The following is a 20,601-nucleotide window of genomic DNA, read 5'->3' as shown; positions in this document are numbered from 1 at the left end:
CTTACTCCTGCCAGCCCAGTGGTTTAACCGGCGTTCGACTCTCACTGGATACACACACCGCCAACGGTGGGCGATAACGGCCATAATAACTTGGTTCGTTAACCGGATCGCGGCCCATAAGCGCTTGAAATAGACCTGGTGTAAATCCAGTTGCGTCATTTCGGGTTAACCAGTACCGCATCGACGAAACACCCGACGCGCTGAAGTAGCCAACTACGGGTTCATTCTTTTTCACCCGATTATAGATATTTCCCACCAACAGAGCGGGTTGAGCCCCGGCTACACCACCCGAGTTCTGGGTCTGGTCATTCAGCCGTTTGAAATAGGCATACCCTTGCTTCGATAATGAGGTCTGTCGAATCTCAACTAAGCAGTGCTCTTTTGAATAGAGGGGAACCTTGGCCACCCGCAGGGCTTTAACGGTATTCCCATTGGTATACTGGTCATCGAATAGCGTTAAGTCATTGCTGTACAAAATCTCCCAGCACTGGGTCCGGCAATTGTAGTCAAAGGCAGGATACGCGAACTGCTCATTCACACAATCTTCGATCAGAGCACCCTGGTCATTCGTGATTTGATAACGTCCTCCCCGGCAATTTCGGCACCACTCCTGATGTTCCCAGTCTTTCCATTCCCATCGATAGTAATTGGTTTGATCAGCAGGATCAGTAAAGTCTACATAAAAGTCATGGGCCGCCGTATATACATTGTTTAATCGCTGGGTTGAACTCAGGCTGTTTGAATTAAACTGGGCACGAACCAGCGTAATTGGCGCAACAGGTTGCAAAACCTCAGTACTCGACTCATAATGTGCATCATCACTCAATGTAAACTGGAGTTGATAGGCATGACCCACCTGTCCTTTAAAATCGCTGGGGAGTTGATAACTCCCATCTACGGTTTCATGACAGGAAATAACTTCCGATGAATCAACTATAATGGTTACCGTGGCCTGGGTTATTGGCACAGAACCAAATCGACCGGTAAGCCGATCAGCTTGTGAGCGACTAAGTCGAATAACCTGTTGTTCAGCTACATCTGTAATTGTCCCATCTACAATGATGACATTGAGTGAGCTGTTTACCGTTGATTCAACTGAGTCAACGCAGGAAACCGCTATGGACAGCAGCAGCCAGCCAGTCAATAAGAAAAACAGACGAAATGATGAAAAGAAGGTATTCATAATGTAGTCAGTTGGTGCGTTAGTCAGGCCAGCCTACCGGCTTAAATGGAGTTCGTTGATCAATAGGCGCGCAACTGGCAGTCGGTGGACGAAGTGTACCATCAATGAATATCCGAATCTCATAAGGGGGACGGGGTTCTGGAATGGGCTGGCGACTGTTCAGTGCGAAAAACAGTTCTTCGCCCTCCACGCCCGAATAGCCCGCAGGATCTTTGCCGAACGGGAATCCCTCGGTATCCTTTCGATCGATATAAATCGGTTTTTCTGATATCATTGATGCCGTAAAATAGCCAACCACCGCTTCTTTTATGTTCGCTACATTATGCACATTTCCAGCCAACGCCGTTGGGGGTGTATCGGCTAAGCCGCCTGAATTCTGCGTCTGCTCCTGAAAGAGTTTAAAGTACCTCTGCGACACCAGTGCTGAGGCTCGTAGTCAATCCAATCCCAGCGGTAGTAGTTTCGCTGGTCGACGGGGTCCTCCAACTCGATAAACACATCATGGCCCGAGGTATAGTAGCCCCGAAATGAGGGAGACAGACTTTTGAGGTTAAACTGAGCATGTATCTTATCAATGGGGACTACAATGATGACATTAAGCGAACTGTTTATAGTTGATTCCATCGGGTCAACACAGGTAACGAGTCCCAGGCAACTACATAAACAAATCAGTATAGGTATTGCTATTGGACGCATACCGTTGAGTGGTTACTTGAACTCGAAATTGTAGGTCAAACTCGGGATGGGGGCGCCAAAGATGCTGAGTCGGTAGGGGTTCGTGGCCTGTCCCTCCGTGCGGTAGAAGATCGAATACACATTCTTCCGGCCATACAAATTGTAGACGGTAAAGGTCCAATGCCCCTGCCAGCGCCGGTTTTTCATACTCGGATTGTAGATGTTCCAAGCGAAGTCGAGCCGGTGATAATCCGGCAACCGATACTGGTTGCGCTCGTCGTAATACGGGTAGGTTCGCCCCTGATAGCGAATGAATCCTTCTGGTGCCGTATAGGGACGACCCGAACTATAGGCGAAGTTGAACGAAAAACTGTGGTGTTTCCCCTGGTTGATGGTCAGGCTCATGTTCAGGCTGTGCGGACGGTCGTAGTTGGCCCGGTACCAGTTGCCCCCGTTGATCTGCTGCTGAAAATCAACCCCTTCGTTCACCTGATTCAGGGTGCGGGCAAAGGTGTAGTTGACCCAGCCGGTCAGCTCGCCTTTCTTCTTAGAAACCATCACTTCCAGTCCGTAGGCTTTGCTCTTTCCAGGAAGCAGTTGTGTTTCGGGATAGGGTTGCAGCAGGAAATCGGCACCCGGTTTGTAATCCAGAATATGCTGCGTGCTGCGCCAGTATACCTCGGCCGATAACTCAAAAATGTTATTCTTCGAATTCTGAAAATAACCCGCCGAAAACAACTGACTCACCTGGGGTTGAATATGCGCATCCGACGTTTTCCAGCGCGATGTAGGTAAAGGCGTGGTGGTATTGGTGATCACCTGCAAATACTGCCGCATCAAGTTATAGCCCAGCTTAATGGAGGAATTGGGTGTTAGCGCATACCGCAAACCCAGCCGGGGCTCCAGCCCGCCGTATTGCTTCGTTACCTGGCCAGCTCCGTACACCGTAGAATCCACAACCGTTGTAGCATCGGCCACTTCACCGTTCACGTATCGGCGGACGACGGAAGGCCCGAGATTCAGGAAATGGGAGTAACGCAGGCCCGCCGATACGGCCAGCTTATCCGTCAAACTAATCTCATCCTCAGCATGAATCCCAAATTCCAGTGCATTTTCAATCGGGGTTTTCTGATAGTTTACCGCCAGACTATTTCCCGGTATCAACTCGCCGGGATTCAGCCGATAGTGCGTGCCGCTAATACCGACCTCGATCTTCTGGTTTTCTAACTGGTAGTTCAGGTTCGACTTAACTTGTCGTTGCAGCAGCGATTGTTTCAATACCACTTTGTTGTCGGTACTGTCCTCAGTCGATAGAATTCGGGGAATGTATTGCGCCACTAGCGCCGTTGTTTGCAGATTTAGCCGATCATTGAACGCGTGAAACCAGCGCACCATACCGTTAGCCGTTTGCTGGGCATATTGGGTATTTACAGCATTGACATTAGCCAGACTTCCCAGTAGATTCGTCTGAAACAAATCCTGGCTGTAATAGCCCATGGCTGTCACCGTGTTTTTGTCGTTGACTCGCCAAAATAGCTTGGCGGTCCCATCGCCAAATTTAGCCCGGATGTTATCAAAACGAGGTGAAACAGCCCGCAATAGAAAATCGTTGAATGCCCCTCTCCCCGATACCATCAGGGCCAGTTTGCCTTTAATAATTGGCGTTTCGACCGTTAGCCGATTGGCCACCAAACTCACCCCACCCGTTAAATGAAACTGATTCAGATCGGGATTTCGAAGACTAATGTCCAGCACTGAAGCCGCCCGACCGCCGTAACGAGCCGGTACGTTTCCTTTGTATAAATCCAGACCTCCCACAGCATCGGGCGGAAAGACCGAGAAAAGCCCGAACATGTGCGTCGGGTTGAAAATCGGGGTATCATCGAGCAGGATCAGGTTTTGGTCGGTGGTACCGCCCCGGATATTGACCCCGTTGGCCGCTTCGCCCACGCTAGTTACACCGGGCAGCATTTGCAGACTCCTCAGAATATCGACTTCCCCCAGGGCTGCTGGCATCTTTTTGAGGGTAGCGATATTAATCTGGCTCACGCCCAGCAGCGGCTGACGTACGTTTCGGTCGTAGCCCTTGCTGGTGACGACAACCTCTTCTAACTGACTGGATACGGAAGGAAGTCGAACGTTGAGGACGGTATTCTCGCGCAGGTTGATGGTGGTCCGAAACGGAACAAAGCCCAGACTTCGTACCACCAGAATATGCTGTCCTATTCGGGTTTTAATGGAGAAATGCCCTTCTGCATCTGTGTAGGTACCGGTGGTAGACTTTTCATAGTCGAGTACCACGGCTGCCCGCACAATGGGCTGATGACTGGCGGAGTCGCGAACGGTACCGGAAAGTGTATACAGTATCTGAGCATGGGCTACCGACGCTCCAATAGCCAGAACTACAATTACAAGTAGTGATCGAATCATGAAAAGAAAAGGTAAAGGTGTAGGACAGTTGCCTTTAGCGTGGCGTGCTAATTTGTCTGGTTATCAACCTAGACGTATTAAGGACGGGAAACGCTGTCAGCTGGTTTTATTTTAAGATTCGTTTAGCACGTATCGTACTTTTCAACCAAAATATTAGTCAACCAACATGCATTAATTATAAAGGATAGCGAAACTTTTATATACTTGTGTTAACGTACGGCGGGGCGGCCTGTAGCTCAACTTTTTTTGATAAATCAGCCAGTCAGGAATTAGGAATAGATGGTCATTTACAGCCGTTTGGCCATAAAACTATCTTCGCTAGCATTCCAACTATTCAGCCTAAGAGCGGGTCAGTAAGAAGAATCTAGTTCACTGCTATGAAAAAGTTACTTTTACTGCTGTTAACAACCCTAACGGTCAACCTGACTTTTGGCCAGAAGACCGAATCCATCCTGGCCTTAAATTCTGGCTTGTTCTCGTTTCAGGGCTATTCGGCGGAGAAAAGCTCTCAACTGAATTTGGCGTCTAATGGCACTACAGGCTATACAAACAATCCATTCGGGGCTAAAAATGGGCTTTCGTATGGTGCATCCTACCAGATTCAACGCATCTCCCGAAGTAATTTTATTGCCGGTGTTAGTGTAGGCTATGAAAACCTGCGAAGTAAGACAACCATTACGGGCGTTAACGGGTATGATAAAACGGGGACTTTTCAGGATGTAGCCACCGGGCAAACCTATCTATCGAACAAGCAACTGAATGCGTTTCCTTACCTGGGTTACCGAGTAGGAATCCGCCAAATTTCGGTGGATCTGACGGGTGGCCTTGATATTGGTTACCTGTTGAGTTCAACGGAACATGGAAAAGCTACTGCGGATAATGGTAAAACGTACAGTACCTCTTTAGACCGAACAGGGATAAAAACGGATATTAGGCCCCGAGTGCAAGTGGCTGTATTTTATAGAAAGGTTGGCGCTTATACGAGCTACGCCTATGGCCTGAATAATTACAAAAGTGGCTGGATTGGCGGGCGGAATGAATGTAATTCCACGGTAATCCGGTTTGGCGTGCTTTATAAAATTAAAGGCCACTAACGCGCTCAGTAGCTAGGCTATGAGTGTACGTGTGAGTAACATACTTGTGTTGCATAGGCAGTGATTCCTATAAAGTTGCTAACCAATCCACGATCATGTTCAGGAACTTCGTTATGGCGCTACGAATACACGTATCAACCTGATGGGTACACTTCTCAAATGAAATCGTATCGGGGTGAGGACTTCATTAATACCATTGAGTTCACGTATAATCAGTAATTATTGACCTTGTGCGAATAGGTCTAGTCATAACTTATCCAGAATTGCTTTAATGCCATTACCCAGGTCATATATATTGTCATGTTTCTGATTAGTGAGTAAGATAATCGTTCTGCCTCTGGCGTTATCCACCATCAGAAGTGCCTGGTACCGTAAGGCGGCTCCATCGTGAATGTGGGTAAGCACACGATTATTGTCCATCGTTCCCCGGCCAAGGCCGGCTTGTCTGTCTGGTCCAACAGGTGTCAAAATAAAATTTGTTGACTCGGGACTAATCAATGTAAAGGCATTAATACTTGCTGACCATTTATAAAGGTCGTCCAGATTAACACAGGTCCAACCAGAAATAGGCGCTTGTAACTTATCCTGTTTGAAATTATTGTTAAACGATTTGGCCAACAACGAATCTGCATCCGTTGGATCAACAATGCCTTCTTTAAGCCCAGCTTTTTTCAGCATCCTTTGTTCAACGAAATCTTTAAAACGCATGCCGCTGATTTTTTCGACCAGTTGACGACGCATGAACGTATTGTTGTTGTTGTAAGCATAACTGCTGCCCGGCACAAAATCTAGTTGGCTGATAGCCATAAGATCTTTCCAATTATCGGCATCGCTACGAACTGTCTGGTAGTTTATTTCTGGCAAACCACTCGTGTATTGCATTAAGTTACGGACGCTGATTTGTTTTGCCCACTCTGGCAAGGTTGGAAAAAACTTTACGAGTTTGTCATCCAATGTCAATTTTCCCTGTTCCACTAACAGCATGATTGCTACCGCATCAAACTCTTTAGCAATCGAGCCAATATGGAACCGGTATTCTGGAGTCAAAATCACCTGTTTACTAGCATCGGCAAAGCCAATTGATTTTCGCAGAAGAACCTTACCGCCTTCAACGATTAAAACGTTCCCATTGAACAAACCATCTTTATGGGCATTCATCAAATAGGTTTCAACTTGTGATTTTGACGCAGGGGTTTGTTGGGCTCGAGCAAAAAAACCGATTAGCATTAAGCTGATAAGTAACCTCTTTTTTATACGCATAGGAACAGATTGATCGATAGCTTAACAAAGCTATGTTTTCGATAATCGTAAAGAGTCAATAATTGACAGTTGGCAGTTTAGAAAGATGGGTGGTTACTATTTTTGACAGAGTTCCAGATTAATCGGTGAGCAGAAATAAACCAGCGTGTTATTTATCAAAACATTCTGGTTAAATTACCTTTTTTAGCTCGCATGCGCTTTCTTGTTTTTACCCTTACTGTCTTTCTCTTAACCCGCCTGCTCACGGCCTGTGTTGATCCGGCTGAGCTGACGATTAACGGGACAGTGAACACGCTGGTTGTTGATGGAACAATCACGAACCTGCCCGAACCACAAGTTATTCGGCTCAATCGCTCAAAAGCCGACCCACTCACGGGTCGTTTTGGCAGCGTCCCCATCACAAAAGCTACTGTTGAGGTGCTCGTTGATTCCTCGCTTGTGATTTCCTGTCATGAAACCGAGGATGGCAGTTACCAGTTACCCAGCGATTTTAAAGGCCAGATCGGCCATAGTTACCAACTCCGATTTACCCTCAGCGATGGAACACACTACCAGTCGACTCCACAAATTATGCCCGCTGTTCCTGCGATTGACCGGGTATCGGCTCAGTATAATCCTGCCAGTTTGCCCGTTGAAGAACAATTAACTGGCGGCTATCGGGCCGGGCATGATGTGTATATCGACTGGAGAGACCCGGCCACGGAGCATAATTATTACCGCTGGGAGTGGAAATTATGGGAAAAACAATCCTGGTGCCGGAGTTGTCAGCAGGGTATTTATGCGGTCAATACCATTCTTGACCACGTGTATAAAGACAAAACGTTTTACGTATCCGGCGATCAGCCATTTGAAAGCTGTTTCGTACCAACTAATTATTTCGAGGCCAGTCAACCTCCTTTGGCAAGCGGTTTATATGTTTATGATTACCCTTGCCGTACCCAATGCTGGGAGATATTGTACAGTTCATCGCTCAACGTGTTCGATGACCAGTACAGTAACGGTGGGTTGATTACAAAGCGAAAAATTGCCCAGATTCCCTACTACGATAGTACCGCCTGTCTGGTCGAAATCCGGCAATTATCAATGACTAAAACAGCCTACACCTATTTCAAGCGCTTCCAGGATCAAACCCAGAACGTGGGCGGTATCGCCGATCCCATACCATCAGCTCCGGTGGGTAATATTCAGAATACCAGCAATAGTCAGGAACGGGTGGTGGGGTATTTCACAGCGTCGGCCGTGTCGGCGGTCCGGCATTGGCTCGATCGGAAAGATATTATTGGCCTGCCATTCGGGCAGACGGACCCGGCTGGAGAATCTAAATTACCGGGTTCCGAATTGTTCTACTCGCTTAATCTACGACAACCCATCCCCGAACCGCTCTACCCCTACCCCAATATCCGAATCCTGGGCGGCCCTCCCCGACCGGTAACCGCTATCTGTGTCCCCAGCGACAGCCGAACGCCGTTTAAGCCAGTTGGCTGGCAGGATTAATTCGTAATAATCAGAAAAAACAGGTCGTATTCCGAAAAATACAGAGCAGTTGTTTTTAAAATACAGCCTGTTAACCTAAGCAGTCTCCATCGCTGGTTTAGGCTGTAACTCGACTGATTGCTCTACATCAGATAGCCTATTTCGTTTTGCGTTATAGCAAGCGAATAAGGCCCGCCCCATCAGTTCATGGCCGATAGCATTCAGATGACTCGGATCATCGGAAATATAAAACTCTTCCTGGGGCTTGATAATCGAATGCGTATCTAACACAGTTATTCCCCACCGATGGCCTTCGTGTATGACTAAGGATCTTCCCTGTTTTCGCAACCACTGGCTCACCAGCTCACGATGCGGGGTTGGCGTTAACAAGAAAACCTTTTGGCGATGGATCTGTAATTGCTTTAGTAAGGCAGTCAATTCCTGCTGCACGTAGAGTAACTGCTTCACCAGGCCAGCCTGATTGCCTAAAGTCAGCAGTAAACATTTAAGAACGCTTTTTGTTCGCTTTACCCAACTGGCGGGTGTTCTTTCGAGTGGTAACAGCGGCAGATTTCGTAGCGCGTCAAGATCAGTCATGCGTAATCCTGCTCCCGCATGTGCTGGCACTTTCTGGGGTGGCGTTTTAAATAGTTTCCAGAACGTGGGCGGGTGCTGCAGGTAATAATGGGCAGGCTGAATAAGTAGTAAATCGAATTGTGATAAATCCAGATGAGTTAGTGTTTCGCGAATGTCGGCCAATGGAAGAAAAACGTAGCTGGTTACCTCAGGATGATATCCCTGTTCGCTAAGCTGATAGACAAATTGATCTAGAAAACTAGACTCTTTATCAGTAAGTCCGTATCCATAGACCTGACAACCACCAATCACCAGAATAGTCATAACAGATGTATTTAAAATGTAAAATCATTTATTTACACCTAATACGTTTGCATCTGAAAGGCGTTGCAAGTAGTATATTAAAAATTAATTAAAGACACATAAAGACTTACGACTTTCTTCGCCAATGCAACGGATCAATGGCACTATATAACTTCGAATCTGAGCTGTGAATTTGTGAGGTATTAGTATAATTGTAATTTTGGCCGATAAACCGATCAAGCTCATGGAAGCCGTTGACGCGATTTTAAACGAGGTGGATAAATTACAACCTGATGAAAAGCTAAAACTCCTTCATCAGTTAGTAGATCGAATATTGGCCACACCTACACCCATGGTACCTACGCAAACTAATTTCGACAACTATATTGGCATAGGCAAGGATATTTGGGAGCAGGATGCCCAGCTATATGTAAATGAGAGTCGAACGAATGAACGGTTTTAAATCAGCTTTTCTCGACACGTCTCCGTTCATCTATTTGATTGAAGGTCATTTGCAATTTGCACCTATTGTAAAATACATTCTTACGTATTGTCAAAACCACGCTGTTGTCGTAACAACCTCTGTCCTTACCGGGTTAGAGTTTAAAACAAAGCCTTTACGTGCAAACCACATGAATGTAGTAAGCGCATTTGATGAGCTTATTGCGGTATCCCATACGAATGTCGTTTCCATTACAGCAGAGATTATCAATGAAGCCCTTAGCTTACAAACACAATTACTTAGCTTAATAGCAATGGATTCTATGCAACTCGGTGCAACCGTAGTTCTCCAATGCGAGGTTTTCATTACTAATGATAAACGATTGTCTACTATTAATAAACCCCAAATTATTACACTTGACCAATGGATGTAACCCTTGACTCCCCTACTCAGCAACGCGTTGATAAATGGCTTAGCGGCAATTACGATGCCGCCACTAAAGAATCGATTCAACACCTGATTGATTCTGGCAATACTACTGAGCTGACCGATTCATTCTACCGCGACCTTGAATTTGGCACGGGTGGTCTGCGCGGCATTCTGGGCGTGGGCTCCAACCGCATGAACCGCTATACCGTTGGCGCAGCTACGCAGGGGCTTTCCAATTACATCAATGCCGCTTTTCCGGGCGAGGACATCAGCGTGGCTATTGCACATGATAGTCGCCGGATGAGCCCGGAGTTTGCGCGCTTGGTGGCCGATATTTTTTCGGCAAATGGCATCAAAGTATATCTGTTCAGTGCTCTTCGCCCAACACCAGAATTGTCGTTCGCCATTCGGCAGTTGGGTTGCCAGAGTGGTATTGTGGTTACGGCCTCGCACAACCCGCCCGAGTATAACGGCTATAAAGTGTACTGGAACGATGGTGGTCAGGTCGTAGCTCCGCACGACAAAGCGATCATTGAAGAGGTGAACAAAATCACGTCTGTCGATTTGATTAAATTCGATGGTATACCCGAACGGATTCACCTGATCGACGAAGAAATCGATGCGCCTTATGTGGAGCGGGTCAAGTCGAACGCAGTGAACCCGGATGTCATCAAGCGGCAGGCCAATCTGAACATCGTGTACACGCCAATCCATGGAACGGGCATCACGCTGGTGCCACGTGTACTTGATGCCCTGGGTTTCAATAATGTTCACATTGTTGAAGAGCAAGCTACGCCCGATGGCAATTTCCCAACGGTAAAATCGCCGAATCCCGAAGAGCGGGCGGCTATGCAACTGGCGCTCGATCTGGCCAATAAACTAAACGCCGACCTCGTGATGGCTACCGACCCAGATGCCGACCGCGTTGGCGCCGGTGCTCGCAACCATCATGGCGAATTTGAGTTGCTGAATGGCAACCAGATGGCCAGTCTGATCATTTATTACCTGCTGAATGCCTGGAAAGATGCAGGTAAACTGACTGGTAAGGAGTTCGTAGCCAAGACGATCGTAACTACCGACCTCATCGACCAGATGTGCAAAAATTACGGGGTTACCTGCTACAACACACTAACAGGCTTCAAATACATTGCCGAAGTCATTCGTGAACTGGAAGGCAAAGAGAAGTTCATTGGTGGTGGCGAAGAAAGCTATGGTTACCTCATCGGCGATTTCGTACGCGACAAAGATGCCATTGCCTCCTGCGCCATCATTGCCGAACTGACTGCCTACGCTAAAGATCAGGGCAAGAGCCTGTTCGATATGCTGATGGCGATGTATCAGGAAAATGGGTTCTATTACGAAGCACTGGTATCGCTGACTAAGAAAGGTAAATCTGGGGCCGAAGAGATTCAACAGATGATGGCCGACTTCCGCGCCAATCCACCCAAGTCCATTGCTGGCTCGCCGGTAGTTCGCGTTGACGACTATAAAGCCCTGACACGCCTGGATGCGCAGAATGGTCAGACATCGGCCATTGAGGCAGGTAAAATGGGAATCGAATCGTCGAACGTGTTGCAGTTCTTTACCGAAGATGGCACCAAAGTTTCGGCCCGCCCATCGGGTACCGAACCAAAAATCAAATTCTATGTCAGTGTTCGAGAGCCGCTCGAAAGTAAAGAAGCCTTCGACGATACCTACGCTCAGTTAAAGGCAAAAGTGCAGCGAGTAATCGACGAGTTACAGTTGACCTAACGTTTACATTACCACGCTTTAGGACTATACTATATCCATAAAATACCAGGTCCGCATTGCGCAAGCAAGCGGACTTTTTTTGTGATTAAAAATAAAGGAATAAGATTAATTAAAGATTAATTAGAATTTGTTTATAAATCTCTTTAAGCATTAGTACCTATGTATTTTTAACTATTACTTACCTTATATTCTCCCAAACCTTATGATGAAGAACGCTTTACGACAAGCGTACCGCACCCTGCCGCTATTTTTATTTAGCTGGCTCTTGTGCGTGGGGGCATTTGCCCAGGATCGCAAAATTACAGGCCGTATTACAGACGGTAACGACAACACTGCACTACCTGGTGCTAACGTTGTTGTAAAGGGAACGCAAACCGGTGTAGTTACCGATGCCAATGGGCAGTTTTCATTGAATGTGGCTCAGGGTCGCGACATTTTAACGATCTCTGCTATCGGCTATGCTACACAGGATGTGACAATTGGCTCCCGCACATCTATAAACCTTGCCTTATCCCCTGACATTAAAACCCTAAATGAAGTGGTCGTAACGGGCTATGGTGCTCAGGCGAAACGCGATATTACGGGTGCAGTAGCTACTGTAGATACCAAACAGTTGCTATCCGTTCCGGCCACAAACGTTGGACAAGCGTTACAGGGCCGTGTGGCGGGGGTACAGGTTGGCAATGAGAATGCGCCTGGCGGTGGCGTGATGGTTCGTATTCGTGGTTTCGGAACAATCAATGATAACTCCCCACTCTATGTTATTGATGGTGTTCCAACGAAGGGGAACCTCAACACACTGAACCTCAATGATGTAGAGAGTATGCAGATCCTAAAAGATGCTTCGGCGGCTTCTATCTATGGGTCGCGGGCTGGTAACGGCGTAGTCATTATCACCACGAAAAAAGGGAAAGCGGGTAAACCCAAGTTCACCTACGATACCTACTACGGTTCGCAACGGCATGGCAAGTTGCTCGACATGCTTAACACGCAGGAGTATGCTCAGCTAACCTGGGAATCCCGGATCAACTCGGGGGTAGTGGGTGCTAATGGCAATCCAATCCATTCCCAGTTCGGAAATGGACCAACTCCTGTTATTCCTGACTACGTTCTACCAACGGGTGCCTCGGCCAGCGACCCACGCGTTGCTCAAAACCCCGACGGAACCTATATGAACTACAACAATGATATTAATTCGCCCAAATTCCTGCTGATCACTAAAGCCAATAAAGTAGGAACGAACTGGCTGGAAGAGATTTTCCAGACAGCCCCGATTCAGAACCATCAGCTGGGTGTATCGGGTGGTAATGAGAATGGTCGGTATGCCATGTCGCTCAACTACTTCAACCAGGAAGGTATCATGAAGTACACGGGTTACAAACGCTATTCACTGCGGGCAAATACGGAGTTTAATATCAATAAGCGGGTTCGGGCCGGGCAGAATTTCCAGGTAGCGTATGGTGAACGCCTTGGCCAGCCCAATGGGAATAATGCGGAAAGTAACCCCACTTCGTTTGCTTACCGAATTCAATCGATCATTCCGGTGTACGACGTAGCCGGGAATTTTGCCGGTACTCGTGGCGGTGACCTCGACAACGCAAACAACCCCGTTGCGCTGTTGTATCGAAACAAAGACAACGTACAAAAAGAAGTCCGGTTATTTGGCAATGCATTTGCCGAAGTCGACATTCTGCCTAACCTGACTGCTCGCACGAGTTTCGGTATCGACTATAACCTATTCAACTACCGCAACTACACTATCCGCGATATTGAATCGGCAGAAGCCAGAGGGTCGAACCAGCTACAAACCAACAATAACTATGAATGGACATGGACCTGGTATAACACCCTGACCTATAATCTGTCGCTAGGTGATCGGCATCGGTTTAACTTAATTGCCGGTACAGAGTCAATTAAAAACTACTTTGAGTTTTTTGACGCCAGCCGCACCAACTTTGCCGTGGATGACATCGAAAACCGCTATCTGAGCGCGGGTACAGGCGTTCAGACCAACAATGGTGGCGCTTCGAACTGGCGGTTGGCATCAGAGTTTGCCAAACTTAACTATGCGCTGGATGACAAATACCTGATTGACCTGACCGTTCGTCGTGACCGATCATCTCGTTTTGCGCCTGAATTCCGGTCGGCAGTCTTCCCAGCGGCCAGTGTGGGATGGCGGGTTTCTAAAGAAAATTTCTTCAAGCCAATCACACTCATCAATGATCTGAAATTTCGGGCGGGTCTGGGTCAGACAGGTAACCAGGAAATTGGCAACTACAACTCCTACACGCAGTTTAGTACGAACCCTATTACGTCATTTTACGACATCAATGGCACGCGTACCTCGGCTGTTCCAGGCTACGAGCTGACCCAGTTCGGTAACGCCAAGGCCAAGTGGGAAACCACAACCAGTTTGAACATTGGTTTTGACGCGCTGTTGCTCAAAAACAAGCTAAGCATCGGTTTCGACTGGTACACCCGTACCACTTCGGACATGCTGTTTCCCGTACAAGCACCACTTACCCAGGGCGTTGCTACAGTTCCATTCCAAAACATCGGTTCGATGCGCAACCGGGGTGTTGACCTGATGATTGGCTATGGAGATAAACTCGGCGGTAGCGGTTTGAGCTACAACGTAAGTGCCAACTTTAGTACCTATCGTAACGTAGTGACGAAAACCAATGGCGATCCCAGCACGCAATATTTTGGGATCAATGATGAGCGGATTCAAAACTTTGTTGTAACCCAGCAGGACTACCCCATTGCCTCGTTCTTTGGCTATACGATTGATGGAATTTTCCAGACTAACGAGGAAGCTAAAGCTGCACCTGTGCAATTTGGCAATGCAGCCTCAGAGAACGTAGCCGGCCGGTTTAAATTCCGTGACATCAACGGCGATGGTGTGATCAATACCAAAGACCTGAGCATTATCGGTAGCCCGCACCCTAAATTCACCTACGGCCTGAACCTGAGCCTGAATTACAAAAACTTCGGACTAACATTGTTTGGACAGGGGGTTGACGGCAACCAGATTTTCAACTACACCAAGTACTGGACCGATTTCCCAACCTTCGCCGGAAACCGGAGCACCCGGATGCTATATCAGTCGTGGCGTCCCGGCAAAACGGATGCCGTTCTGCCCCAACTCCGGTCAAGCGATCAGGTTAGTATCCAGCCATCGACCTATTACCTGGAAAGCGGTTCGTACTTCCGGATGAAAAACATCCAGTTGACTTACCAGCTACCGCAGGGATTACTGTCGAAACTAGGTTTATCCGCTACGTCGGTTTACATACAGGGACAAAACCTGTTGACGGTTACCAAGTATTCGGGTATGGATCCTGAGATCAACCTTCGCGCTTATTCGGCTGGTAACGACCGTCAGATCGGCGTCGATGGAGGTTCATATCCAGTCGCTAAAACGGTATTAGTAGGTCTGAATCTAGCATTTTAATTAATAATGTAAAATGAACAATGAATAAGGAATATGGCCAAAGAGTCTCTTTTCATTTTCCATTATTCATTATCCATTCATAGCCATGAAAAAACTAACGATATTCATAACTACGCTTTGTCTGGCAGTGGCAACTTCCTGCTCCGACAAGTTCTTAGATGTGCAGCCTAAAGCGGCCTTAGCGGTCAGTGTACTGCAAAACAAAACAGGCGTAAATGCTCTACTAATTGGTGCCTATTCCCTTCTGGATGGCTGGGCAACGGCCGAAGGTGCCTACCGCTCGTACAATGTGGGGGCCGATAACTGGGTGTATGGCAGTGTTGCCAGTGATGACGCCTATAAAGGAACTATTGCTGGTGACCAACCGCCTATTTCACTGATCGAACAGGGTAATATCCAGTCTGACAACATCTATTTTCGGGGTAAATGGCGGGGTATGTACGACGGCATCGCCCGCTCAAACGATGTGTTACAGGCTGTGGCGGCAGCCAAAGACATGACCGATGCGGAGAAAGCCCAAGTCATCGCCGAAGCCCGTTTCTTACGGGGGCACTACCATCTTGAACTCAAGAAAATGTTCAATATGGTGCCTTACATCGACGAGAAGATCTACAATCCGAACGATCTGGAGAGCACCAAAGTAGCGAATAGCACCGACATATGGCCCAATATCATAGCCGATATCAAAGCTGCTTACGACGTACTGCCCACCAAACAAACTCAGGTTGGTCGGCCAACGAAATGGGCGGCTGGTGCTACCCTCGCCAAGGCTTATTTGTTTCAGAAAAAGTATGCCGAAGCCAAGCCACTGCTGGAGGCCATTGTGGCCAGTGGTCAGTATAAGTTAATGGACCGGTATCACGACAACTTTAAGGCCGTAACCAACAACAATACGGAGTCGATTTTTGAGGTGCAGTATTCAGTTAACGATGGCGCATCAGGTGGTGAAAACGGCAACATTGGCTCTACCCTGAACTATCCATATGGTGGTGGTGGTGTAACAACCTGCTGCGGTTTCTTCCAGCCTTCGCAAAATCTGGTGAACGCTTTCAAAACCGATGCCAATGGATTGCCACTGGTAGACACCTTTAATGCGTCGGACCTGCCCAGCGATCAGGGTGTCGAATCAACAGCGCCATTTACGCCTTACGCAGGCCCGGTTGATCCACGGCTGGACTGGACGGTTGGTCGCCGGGGTATTCCCTATCTGGACTGGGGCGTTCATCCGGGCAAAGCCTATGTTCGTGATCAGGCCTACGGTGGCCCTTATTCGCCCAAAAAGCACGTGATGTACAAATCGGATGTGGGTACAAACACCTTTGCCGGTAACCCTCGCCTGAATGCCAACAACTACCGCATGATTCGTTACGACCACGTATTGCTTTGGTTAGCAGAGGTTGAAGTGGAAATTGGCGACCTGAACAAAGCACGCGGCTACGTCAATCAGGTTCGCCAACGGGCGGCTAACCCCGATGGATTTGTAAAAAATGCCGATGGAACAGCTGCAGCTAATTACGTCATTAAACCGTACAGCGCATCCTGGACGGATCAGGCTACGGCCCGCAAAGCCGTTCAGTTTGAAGAACGGCTGGAATTCGGCATGGAAGGCCATCGTCGGTTCGATCTTGTGCGCTGGGGAATAGCCGATCAGGTTTTAAACGCCTATTATGTTGGCGAAGCTCCTAAACGGATTTACCTGAACGGCGTCAAGTTTATCAAAGGCCAGCACGAATATTTCCCTATTCCAATCCAGGAGATTTTCAACAGTAAAAAAGATGGGAAAGAAACCTTGACTCAGAATCCAGGATATAATTAAACGTCATCAACCTTATTTCGGAGGGACTAAGTATCGCTTACTTAGTCCCTTTTTTTGTTCCAACTCAGTACAGCTTAGCAAGCTTCATAGGCATAAATCTATCAGGGATAAGGAAGTATTTAGAGATAAATTTTGGGTAGTTGAAAGAAAAAAGTCTAGAATACAGTTGATAAACGGGTTCGCTTTACTAGTATTTATAGCCATACCATCAACATAAAGCTTTGTCTTGCGCTACGCCTAACACCCTATATAACTACTTAATCCATATATTATCCTAAACGAGAGTTAAAATCTATAAAAAAGCCGTAAGAAGACTGCCGTTTAGCCTCGAAAATGCCTTTATCTTGCGTTACAGGCCTACTTCTCCAGTATGTCTCTTCACATTAAGTATTAATACTATATTAAAAAAAATCGAGCTTTGCGAAGTATTATTGTAGGTCATCAAACCAGTTGTTGATGCCTTTTTCAATTTTATCAATTCAACCTGTAATTCTAATTCTACCATTTATGATGACTCCATTACCAGAATCTACCCGACATGGGTACCGACAATGGGTGTTATTTGGTCTACTATTTCTGTCGACTCAGTTGATTTACGCCCAATCAACAATTACCGGCACGGTAACCGATGCCACAACTGGCGAGGTATTGGCAGGCACAACCATTCAGGCCAAAGGCACCAACGTAGGTGCTACCAGCAATGCGCAGGGGACGTACCAACTGAATCTACCCACGGGCGCAAAAACGCTTATTTTCTCGTTCATCGGCTACCAGCCTCTTGAGATTGCTGTGGGGAACCAAAGCGTTGTTAACGCCAAACTAACCGCCACCGACAATGCCCTCAGCGAAGTGGTTGTGGTGGGGTATGGTGTTCAGAACAAGCGGGACATTACCACAGCCATTGGCTCGGTAAAGGCGAAAGATCTGGCAAACCAACCCGTTGCCAGTTTCGACCAGGCGCTGGCAGCTAAAATTGCGGGTGTTCAGGTTACACAAACATCAGGCGCACCGGGCGCAGCACTTTCCATTCGGGTGCGCGGAACGGGATCGATCAGCGCAGGTAACGATCCCCTGTACGTTATTGACGGTATTCCGCTTTCGCGCGATACGAAATATGCAACCGGGGGTACAAATACGCAATTTCCAGATAACCCGATCAACGTAATGAGTACGGTCAATACCGACGATATCGAAAGTATTGAAGTACTGAAAGATGCTTCTGCATCAGCCATTTACGGCTCACGTGGTTCGAACGGAGTGGTACTGATCACGACCAAACGGGGTAAAGAGGGTAAAACCGTAATTAACTACGACTCCTACGTAGGCGTGCAGAATGTTTCGAAAAAGATTGACATGCTCAATGCCTATGAATACGCACAATTGAGCTACGAGGCCAAAAACAATGCCTATCTCGATCGAAACCCAACCGGGAAACCAACCGACTCGAATACTATTCGGAATGCGGGCGTAGGCGCACCCAGTACACTCATCCAGCCCGAAATTGTGCCCTATCTAAGCGGTCAGGCGGGTCTGACCAACACCGATTGGCAGGATGCCATTTTCCGGTCGGCTACGATTCAGAACCATACGCTTTCCATCTCTGGTGGTAAAGAAAACGTCAAATATTACCTATCGGGCAACTACCTGAATCAGCGGGGGGTAGTTATCAACTCTGGCTTTAAACGCTACGGAATGCGGGCCAATGTTGAGGTTAAAAACGGTCGGCTAACGGCGGGTATCAACTTCAACCCGACGTATTCGTACCATGATCTGATCAAGGCAGAAGGCCCTTATCTGGGCGAAGGTGTTGTGGGATTAGCGCTGCAAATGCCACCACTTTTCCCAGTCTACAATGCCGATGGTTCCTACAATTTTGGCGGTAACGCCTGGGGTTATGGCGCTACATCGATCCTGAACCCGGTTGCCATTGCCAATCAGGTTAGCGATAAACTTAGTCAGCTCAGGTTGCTGGGCAATGCCTATGCGCAGTATGAAATCATTGATGGCTTATCGTACCGGCTCAGCGTGGGTACCGACATCAACAGTTTCCAGCGCGATTATTACCGACCATCAACCCTCGAAATACGGGATCGAAAAGGCGCTTCTACACCAACCGGCTTCTCACGGGCTCAGAATTTCGTAAACTGGCTGGTAGAAAACACACTCAATTATAACCGCTCGTTCGGGCAGCACACGATTTCCGCACTGGCGGGTTTCTCGTCGCAGAAAGATCGTCGGGTAGCGAATGAATTAACGGCGACCAATTTCCCCAATGATTTAGTAACCACGCTCAATGCGGGTCAGGTTACGTCGGGGAGTTCCGACGTTCAGGAATGGTCGCTGCTGTCGTATCTGGGCCGGGTTCAGTATGATTACGCCGGAAAATATCTGCTATCGGGCGCTATCCGGGCCGATGGTTCCTCGCGCTTTGGGAAAGCCAACCGATGGGGTTATTTCCCGTCGGTATCTGCTGGCTGGAATGTATCGCAGGAGACGTTCCTGAAATCAGTGAACTGGCTGAGCGACCTGAAAATACGGGCCAGCTACGGCTTAACGGGGAATTTCCAGATTCCGAACTATGGCTCTGTCAGCTTGCTCAACTATTCGAACTATATTCTGGGTAACGAAACCGTAGTGAGTGGTTTGGCTCCCGGTAATTCGGCCAATGACAAGCTGAAATGGGAAAAAACGGCGATGCTCGACGTAGGTTTTGATGTGAGTTTCCTGCGCAACAAACTAAACTTGACGGTCGACTATTACAATGCCAATACCTCTGACTTACTGCTAAACGTACCCGTGCCCCGTGCTTCCGGATTTAGTACGGAGTTGCAGAATATCGGAAAAGTAAACAACCAGGGGATCGAATTTACACTGGGTACACGGCAAACGTTTGGCCGGTTACGGTGGGATGCCAGCGCTAACATTGCCAGCAACCGCAATGAGGTAAAAGCACTCGGACCCGCGGGCGATCCGATTATTGTAGCGGGTGGCGTTGCCGGAGCGCAGTTTATCACCCAGATTGGCCACCCCATTGGCGAATACTATACCATGATTTACGATGGTGTCTTTAAAAATCAGGCGGAAATCGATGCCTATCCGCACACGACAACGACTCGTCCCGGCGATTTTAAATTCCGCGATAACAATGGCGATGGCAAAATTGATTTCAGCAGCGATCGTGCCGTAACCGGCAGCTACTTCCCCAAATACACCTTTGGGTTTAACACAAGCTTTGCCTACGCTGGGTTCGATCTGGCGGTAGCTGTACAGGGCGTTCAGGGACATAAAATCCTGAACCTGATCCGACGGTATATCTACAACATGGAGGGTAACGGCAACCTGTTCAGAGGTGCTCTGGATCGCTGGCAATCGGCTGACAATCCAGGCAATAGCCTGGTGAACCGCGCTAACCGGCTGGCCTCAGGTTCGAACGGTGAAATTTCGACCTGGCATATTGAAGATGGATCGTACGTACGGGTTCGTAACATCACCCTGGGCTATTCGCTGCCCGCTGGGGTATTGAGTCGGTTGCATCTGAGCCGTGCCCGCCTGTATGTGACTACCCAAAATCCATTTACGTTTACCAAGTATCTGGGATTCAACCCAGAGGTTAACAGCCGTCCTGATAGCGCCCTATCGTCGGGGGAAGATTATGGAACCTACCCCCTCGCCCGCACTACCTCTGTTGGTCTCAACCTGTCATTCTAATAGCAA

At 47.9% G+C, this 20,601-nt stretch carries 13 protein-coding genes; 8 read left to right on the top strand and 5 right to left on the bottom strand.

Annotated features, from left to right (window positions below; genetic code table 11):
- Nucleotide 1: 1 nt before the first annotated feature.
- The 3 genes from EXU85_RS09745 to EXU85_RS09735 all read right to left on the bottom strand — a co-directional run bounded on the left by EXU85_RS09745 (nucleotide 2) and on the right by EXU85_RS09735 (nucleotide 4,288).
- Complete coding sequence (locus tag EXU85_RS09745) at nucleotides 2–1,183, bottom strand: DUF4249 domain-containing protein (protein ID WP_142771898.1); 1,182 nt, start codon at nucleotides 1,181–1,183, stop codon at nucleotides 2–4.
- Nucleotides 1,184–1,202: 19 nt separating this feature from the next.
- The gene (locus EXU85_RS09740) at nucleotides 1,203–1,601 is read right to left on the bottom strand and encodes a hypothetical protein (protein ID WP_142771897.1); all 399 of its coding nucleotides are present in this window, start codon (nucleotides 1,599–1,601) and stop codon (nucleotides 1,203–1,205) included.
- A gap of 290 nt (nucleotides 1,602–1,891) precedes the next feature.
- Nucleotides 1,892–4,288 (bottom strand): TonB-dependent receptor, encoded by a 2,397-nt coding sequence (locus EXU85_RS09735; RefSeq protein WP_142771896.1) that lies wholly within the window; start codon nucleotides 4,286–4,288, stop codon nucleotides 1,892–1,894.
- A gap of 377 nt (nucleotides 4,289–4,665) precedes the next feature.
- Here EXU85_RS09735 and EXU85_RS09730 point away from each other — a divergent pair, with 377 nt between their 5' ends.
- Nucleotides 4,666–5,382, top strand: a complete 717-nt coding sequence (locus tag EXU85_RS09730) for a hypothetical protein (RefSeq protein ID WP_142771895.1) — start codon at nucleotides 4,666–4,668, stop codon at nucleotides 5,380–5,382.
- Nucleotides 5,383–5,628: 246 nt separating this feature from the next.
- On the opposite strand, the gene EXU85_RS09725 is transcribed toward EXU85_RS09730, so the two are convergent.
- Nucleotides 5,629–6,642: a serine hydrolase gene (locus EXU85_RS09725; RefSeq protein WP_142771894.1), complete on the bottom strand. Its 1,014-nt coding sequence runs from the start codon at nucleotides 6,640–6,642 to the stop codon at nucleotides 5,629–5,631.
- 192 nt (nucleotides 6,643–6,834) lie between these two features.
- Here EXU85_RS09725 and EXU85_RS09720 point away from each other — a divergent pair, with 192 nt between their 5' ends.
- Nucleotides 6,835–8,136: a DUF4249 domain-containing protein gene (locus EXU85_RS09720; protein ID WP_142771893.1), complete on the top strand. Its 1,302-nt coding sequence runs from the start codon at nucleotides 6,835–6,837 to the stop codon at nucleotides 8,134–8,136.
- 75 nt (nucleotides 8,137–8,211) lie between these two features.
- Here the strand turns inward: EXU85_RS09720 and EXU85_RS09715 are convergent, their stop codons facing one another.
- A complete protein-coding gene (locus tag EXU85_RS09715) occupies nucleotides 8,212–9,015 on the bottom strand; it encodes an SGNH/GDSL hydrolase family protein (protein ID WP_142771892.1) in 804 nt (267 codons plus the stop codon).
- Between the two features lie 223 nt (nucleotides 9,016–9,238).
- On the opposite strand from EXU85_RS09715, the gene EXU85_RS09710 reads away from it, so the two are divergent.
- The 6 genes from EXU85_RS09710 to EXU85_RS09685 all read left to right on the top strand — a co-directional run bounded on the left by EXU85_RS09710 (nucleotide 9,239) and on the right by EXU85_RS09685 (nucleotide 20,595).
- The gene (locus tag EXU85_RS09710; RefSeq protein WP_142771891.1) at nucleotides 9,239–9,457 is read left to right on the top strand and encodes a hypothetical protein; all 219 of its coding nucleotides are present in this window, start codon (nucleotides 9,239–9,241) and stop codon (nucleotides 9,455–9,457) included.
- Nucleotides 9,444–9,869 (top strand): PIN domain-containing protein, encoded by a 426-nt coding sequence (locus EXU85_RS09705; RefSeq protein ID WP_168207766.1) that lies wholly within the window; start codon nucleotides 9,444–9,446, stop codon nucleotides 9,867–9,869. The genes EXU85_RS09710 and EXU85_RS09705 overlap by 14 nt, the downstream gene beginning before the upstream one ends.
- A complete protein-coding gene (locus tag EXU85_RS09700) occupies nucleotides 9,860–11,617 on the top strand; it encodes a phospho-sugar mutase (protein ID WP_142771889.1) in 1,758 nt (585 codons plus the stop codon). The genes EXU85_RS09705 and EXU85_RS09700 overlap by 10 nt, the downstream gene beginning before the upstream one ends.
- A 202-nt stretch (nucleotides 11,618–11,819) precedes the next feature.
- Complete coding sequence (locus tag EXU85_RS09695) at nucleotides 11,820–15,071, top strand: SusC/RagA family TonB-linked outer membrane protein (RefSeq protein WP_371731996.1); 3,252 nt, start codon at nucleotides 11,820–11,822, stop codon at nucleotides 15,069–15,071.
- Between the two features lie 85 nt (nucleotides 15,072–15,156).
- Nucleotides 15,157–16,887, top strand: coding sequence for a RagB/SusD family nutrient uptake outer membrane protein (locus EXU85_RS09690; protein ID WP_142771888.1), 1,731 nt, complete (start codon nucleotides 15,157–15,159; stop codon nucleotides 16,885–16,887).
- 507 nt (nucleotides 16,888–17,394) lie between these two features.
- The gene (locus tag EXU85_RS09685; RefSeq protein WP_142771887.1) at nucleotides 17,395–20,595 is read left to right on the top strand and encodes a TonB-dependent receptor; all 3,201 of its coding nucleotides are present in this window, start codon (nucleotides 17,395–17,397) and stop codon (nucleotides 20,593–20,595) included.
- Nucleotides 20,596–20,601: the final 6 nt, after the last annotated feature.

This window comes from Spirosoma sp. KCTC 42546, assembly GCF_006965485.1.
Classification (GTDB): Bacteria; Bacteroidota; Bacteroidia; order Cytophagales; family Spirosomataceae; genus Spirosoma.
This window is presented reverse-complemented; position numbering and strand designations above follow the sequence as displayed.